The organism is Devosia insulae DS-56 (assembly GCF_000970465.2).
Lineage (GTDB): Bacteria > Pseudomonadota > Alphaproteobacteria > Rhizobiales > Devosiaceae > Devosia_A > Devosia_A insulae.
In genome coordinates, this window is sequence record NZ_LAJE02000068.1 from 1 (window position 1) to 5,055 (window position 5,055).

A 5,055-nucleotide genomic window follows, 5' to 3' on the forward strand; every position below is an offset into this window, starting at 1 on the left:
CCCCTCAAGGGGGAGGGAGGCGATCGCCCCGGGTATCCAGTTTATCCGCTGCCTGCTACTTCCGCACGAACAACCCACCCACCCCCACCGACATATTGGTCAGTTCGCGCTCCCCCGAGCTCAGCCGCCAATCCAACATGCGACGGGCGTAGTCGAGCGCCACCTCGGTGTAGGCGGGGTCGTTGGCGAGATTCACCTGCTCGTGCGGGTCGTTGGCGATGTCGAACAGCAGCGGCGGCAGTGCGGCGAAGTGGACGTATTTGAACCGGTCGTCGCGGATCGCCGCATAGGTGCATTGGTCGGAGGCGATGCCGAGCGCGGTTTCCGGCTTCTGGGTGCGGACGTCGCGGAAGTCGTGCTCGAAATACACCGCGTTACGCCAACCGGGCGGGGTCTCGCCGCGCAGGAACGGGATCAGCGACGCACCGTCGCAGCTGCGCGGAATGTCGAGCCCGAGCCAGTCGAGCACCGTCGGCATCACGTCGATCGCCTGGCTGAACTCCTCGACGCGCCGGCCGCGGGCAGCGTCGGCCTCGGGTCGCGGGTCGCGGATCACCAGTGGCAGGTGGAAGGCCGCATCGAAGTAGATCTCCTTGCCCCAGAGGTAGTGCTCGCCCAGCACCTCGCCGTGGTCGGAGGTGACGATGATCAGCGTGCGGTCGTACTGGCCGGTATCCTTCAGATGCTGGACGATGCGCCCCAGCTGCAGGTCGACTTCGGCGATCAGCCCGTAATAGGTCGCCCGCATCTGACGGATTTCGAGTTCGTCGGCGGCGACCAGATCCCCAGGGTTGTGCTCGTCATAGGTGCTGGGCTGGCGGAGCGTCTCGATGGCGTAATCGAGCAGCGGGTGTTGCGTGCCTTCCTCGGTCGGCGAGGCGGCGCGGATGGGGAACTCCACATCGGCGGGGTGCACCATGTCGTTATATGGTTCAGGCGCGATCAGCGGCGGATGCGGGCGGTAGAAGACGAAATGCGCGAACCACGGCTTGTCGCGTCGCACCAAGAGCCATTTGAGGAACTCGTCGGTGAGGAAAGCCGTCTCGCTCTCCTCGGCCTTGAAGACGGTGGGGATGTAGCGGAAGCCACGATCGGCGGGCTTCTCAAAGTCCGGGCGGGGGCGGAAGACGTCGGCGCGGCCACCAGGCAGGTCGTAGCCCTTGGCGATGAGGTCCGAGACCCACTGGTCCATATCTTCGGGCAGGTGCAACGGGGTCGAAAAGCCCGGCATCACCCCCTCGTCATAGGCGACCAGCGCCGGATCGTTCGGATGGAGGCCGCGCGGATCGGGCGTGGTGTCGGTGTAGCCGAACAAAGCCGGATCGTAGCCGGCCTTGCGCGCTTCGAGCGCGATATTGGTGTGGCGCCGGTCGAGGGGCGTGCCGTTCCGTCCCGAGCGGTGGTTCATCAGGTACTGGCCGGTGAGGAGACTGGTCCGCGATGGGCCGCAGGGCGTGCACTGGCCGAAATGCCGGGTGAAGGTCACCGCATCAGCCATCAGCGCATCGAGGTTGGGCGTTCTGGCGTTCTGGTGCCCGAGCGCCGAAATGCAGTCGCCACGCCACTGGTCGGCGCAAATCAGGAGGATGTTGGGGCGCTCGGTCATCGTGCTCTCCGAAAAGGCCGGAGCATTGATGCCCTAAAGTCGATGCTTCGGGGAGTAGGGGCTGTCGGGATTGACGTCGAAATCGACGCTCTCAACGCAGGACTGCGAGGCCGAATGGCTGCCGCCGGTGCGCCAGGGGCCATCGCGCAGTTCGACGTCGCTGACCATACTCAGCGTCAGGCAGCGCCACTCGCCTTCCGGAGGCAGTCGTGAGTTACTCTCGCCGGCAAACTGGTAGGTCAGGGCCGTTTCCTGGCCGCCGGTATGACCGAGGATTACGGAGCAAACCTCTCGCCGGCGTCCGCGATAGGTGCAGACGATCTGCTGCCTCGCCGCCATGGCCTCGCGGAACAGCTCGTAAGTCGGGCTGGGCATCAGCAGGCCGGGACGTTGACGGCGAGGCCGCCCTGGCTGGTTTCCTTGTAGCGCTCGGACATGTCCTCGCCGGTCTGCCGCATGGTCTCGACGCAGACATCGAGCGACACCTTGTGCGTGCCGTCGCCCTTCATCGCCAGCGAGGCGGCGGTCACGGCCTTCACCGCACCGAAGGCGTTGCGTTCGATGCAGGGGATCTGCACCAGCCCGGCGACCGGGTCGCAGGTCATCCCCAGGTGATGCTCGAGCGCGATCTCGGCGGCATTCTCCACCTGCGCCGGGGTGCCGCCCATGGCGGCGCAAAGTGCTGCGGCGGCCATGGCCGAGGCCGAGCCGACTTCGCCCTGGCAGCCGACCTCGGCGCCGGAGATCGAGGCATTGTGCTTGATGATGCCGCCGATGGCGGCGGCGGTCAGCAGCATGTCATGGATGCTGGCGCGCGAGGCGCCGGCCTCGAACTGCTGGTGGTATTTCAGCACCGAGGGGATGACACCAGCGGCGCCATTGGTCGGAGCGGTGACCACACGGCTGCCGGCGGCATTCTCTTCGTTCACCGCCATGGCGAAAACGCTGAGCCAGTCATTGCCGGCCAGGGGCCCGAGTTCGTTGCGCTGCCAGGCGGTCTGCAACTGCTGGTGGATCGCTTTGGCGCGGCGGCTGACGTTGAGCCCGCCGGGCATGATGCCGTCGGTGCGAAGCCCGCGCTCGATGCAGCCATCCATCGCAGCCCAGAGCCGGTCGAGCCCCTGTTCGAGCCCCCGGCGACCGATCCGCGCTTCCTCGTTGGCGCGCTTCATCTGGGCAATGGAGAGGCCGGAATCGCGGGCCATGGCCAGCATCTCCCGCGCATCGCCGAAGGGGTAGGGGACCTCCACCGCGTCGGTCTTTATTTCGCCGCGCGCCAGCTCTGCCTCGCTGACCACGAAACCGCCGCCGATCGAGTAGTAGACCCGGCGCAGCAGCGGGGCGCCGTCGGCATCATAGGCATAGAACTGCAGCCCGTTGGTGTGGCCGGGCAGCCGCTCCTTCTTGTCGTAGATCAGGTCGAGCGCCGGCCGGAACCGGTAGGCCGGGTGCCCCTCGGGATGCACCATGCCCTCGGCCTCGACCCCGGCGACGATCGCATCGATCCGGTCGGGGTCGACGCTGTCGGGCGCGTAGCCGCAAAGCCCCAGCACCACGGCGCGGCCGGTGCCGTGACCGACCCCGGTAAAGGCCAAGGAGCCGTGGAGGCTCGCCTTCAGCGACGTCACCACGGCGTGGCGCGGCCGCGGCCAATCGCCAGTACGGAGCTCGTCGAGGAACCGGCTGGCGGCCGTCATCGGCCCCATGGTGTGCGAACTCGATGGCCCGATGCCAATCTTGAAGACGTCGAAAACCGAGAGGAACATCAGGCCTCACATATGGTGCGGGGGCACCATAGCGACAACGCCCGCGAGCCGCTACTCGTGCGGCTTCAGCGTCTGCTAGCGGCAACGCCGCCGAGCCGCTATTCGTGCGGCTTCAGCGTCTGCCAGCGGCAACGCCGCCGAGCCGCTATTCATGCGGCTTCAGCGTCTGCATCAGTTTGGTCGGGTCGGTCGAGGGGGTCGGGATGGCGACGCCGATGGCGGTGAGGGTGTAGCGCACCCGGCGCAAAGCCTCACGGCCGCGGGCCCCGAGCTTCTGCGCCACGCCCGAGGCGATGGTGTCGATCACCGCCATATGGGCGTAGCGCGATGGCGTCGGCACCAAGACGTTGTCATCCTCGGGGATGACGATGGGGATGACGATGCCGGCGGCCCTGGCTAGCGGGGAGCTGGGGCGGGTCAGGGCGATGGTGGCGGCGCCGAACGAGGCGGCGATCTGGATCGCCTCGACCACGGCTTTCGATTGCCCGCTGTTGGAGATGGCGAAAGCCACGTCGCCCGGCTGCAGCGTTGAAGCCGACATGCGCTGCTGGTGACCATCGGTATAGGCGGCGACCGGAATGCCGAGCCGGAACAGCCGGAGCTTCGCATCCTCGGCCATCACGGCCGAGCCGCCGCCCTGGCCGTAGATATCGAGGCGGCGCCCCTCGGCGATGGCGTCGATGGCGCCGCCGACAGCGGCGGTGTCGAGCTGCTCGAGACAGGCCTGCACGGCATTGGCGGCGCGCAGCATCACCGATTGGGCGAGTTGGCCGATATCGTCGGAGAACACCCGGTCGGAGCGCAGATAGACCGCCGCCACCGTCATGGTGCTGGCGAGACTGATCTTGAAATCGTTGAACGAGGCGCAGCCGACCGAGCGGCAGAAGCGGGTGACCGTTGGCTGGCTGACCCCCGCTTTAGCCGCGAGATCGGCGATGGTCAGCCGGGTCGCCGCCTCGAAATCGAGCTGCACCGCCGCCGCCACCTGCCGCTCGGCCGGCGACAGCTCGGGCTCGGCCCGCTGGATGCGCGAGACGATGTCGATGGCCGGCTCTTCGGTTACGTCCCTCGTGGCGCGCCTCTGCATGTCGATCGCTCCAATGCTGAAATTGAATTACAGTACTGCGCCGCAGCTGACCAGATCGCTCGTCGATCGATCCACAGTGTGGAATGCCTGTCCATGGTCTGTGAGACCCCTCCGATCGCAGAGAGCCTGTTTTGCTTCAGACTTTTGGCGACCAACACAGAATCCGGTTGCCAGCTTTTCGGTTCTGTAACATGATTTCAGGGTTGGGGAGTTAGGCAGGGGGAAGCAGCATCATGGCGGTGTTCGAGTTCGACCATGTGGGGATCACGACGACGGTGCCCCAGCCCAGGGAGGACTGGGTCGAGGCGAGCCGCATCTGGGTCACCAACCCGCGCCATCACCCCGAGCATATCGAGTTCCTGCGCTACGAGCCGGACAGCACGGTGCCGGCCGAAGTGCGCGACAACCCACATGTCGCCTATCGGGTCGATGACCTCGCGCCGCACCTTGCCGCGCCCGGCGTCGAGATCCTGATCCCGCCATTTATCGTCGGCGATTTCCTCGAAGTGGTGTTCGTCAAAAAGCACGGCATGGTGTTCGAGTACATGCGCTACCTCAAGGACGGGTGGTTCGGGAACTGAGGGTGTCGGTTGGAT

At 66.4% G+C, this 5,055-nt stretch carries 5 protein-coding genes; 1 reads left to right on the plus strand and 4 read right to left on the minus strand.

Translation table 11 applies throughout. The annotated features are described in order from the left end of the window. Positions 1 to 55 precede the first annotated feature (55 nt). The 4 genes from VW23_RS03930 to VW23_RS03945 all read right to left on the minus strand — a co-directional run bounded on the left by VW23_RS03930 (position 56) and on the right by VW23_RS03945 (position 4,459). Complete coding sequence (locus VW23_RS03930) at positions 56 to 1,606, minus strand: alkaline phosphatase family protein (RefSeq protein WP_069908287.1); 1,551 nt, start codon at positions 1,604 to 1,606, stop codon at positions 56 to 58. 33 nt (positions 1,607 to 1,639) lie between these two features. Continuing rightward, entirely contained in the window at positions 1,640 to 1,981 is a 342-nt protein-coding gene (locus VW23_RS03935) for a hypothetical protein (protein WP_069908288.1), read from the minus strand. Next, the gene (locus VW23_RS03940) at positions 1,981 to 3,372 is read right to left on the minus strand and encodes an L-serine ammonia-lyase (RefSeq protein ID WP_069908289.1); all 1,392 of its coding nucleotides are present in this window, start codon (positions 3,370 to 3,372) and stop codon (positions 1,981 to 1,983) included. Before VW23_RS03940 ends, VW23_RS03935 begins: the two co-directional genes overlap by 1 nt. A gap of 145 nt (positions 3,373 to 3,517) precedes the next feature. Then, entirely contained in the window at positions 3,518 to 4,459 is a 942-nt protein-coding gene (locus tag VW23_RS03945) for a MurR/RpiR family transcriptional regulator (protein ID WP_069908290.1), read from the minus strand. A gap of 233 nt (positions 4,460 to 4,692) precedes the next feature. On the opposite strand from VW23_RS03945, the gene VW23_RS03950 reads away from it, so the two are divergent. After that, a complete protein-coding gene (locus VW23_RS03950; protein ID WP_069908291.1) occupies positions 4,693 to 5,040 on the plus strand; it encodes a hypothetical protein in 348 nt (115 codons plus the stop codon). The last annotated feature ends 15 nt before the right edge of the window (positions 5,041 to 5,055 follow it).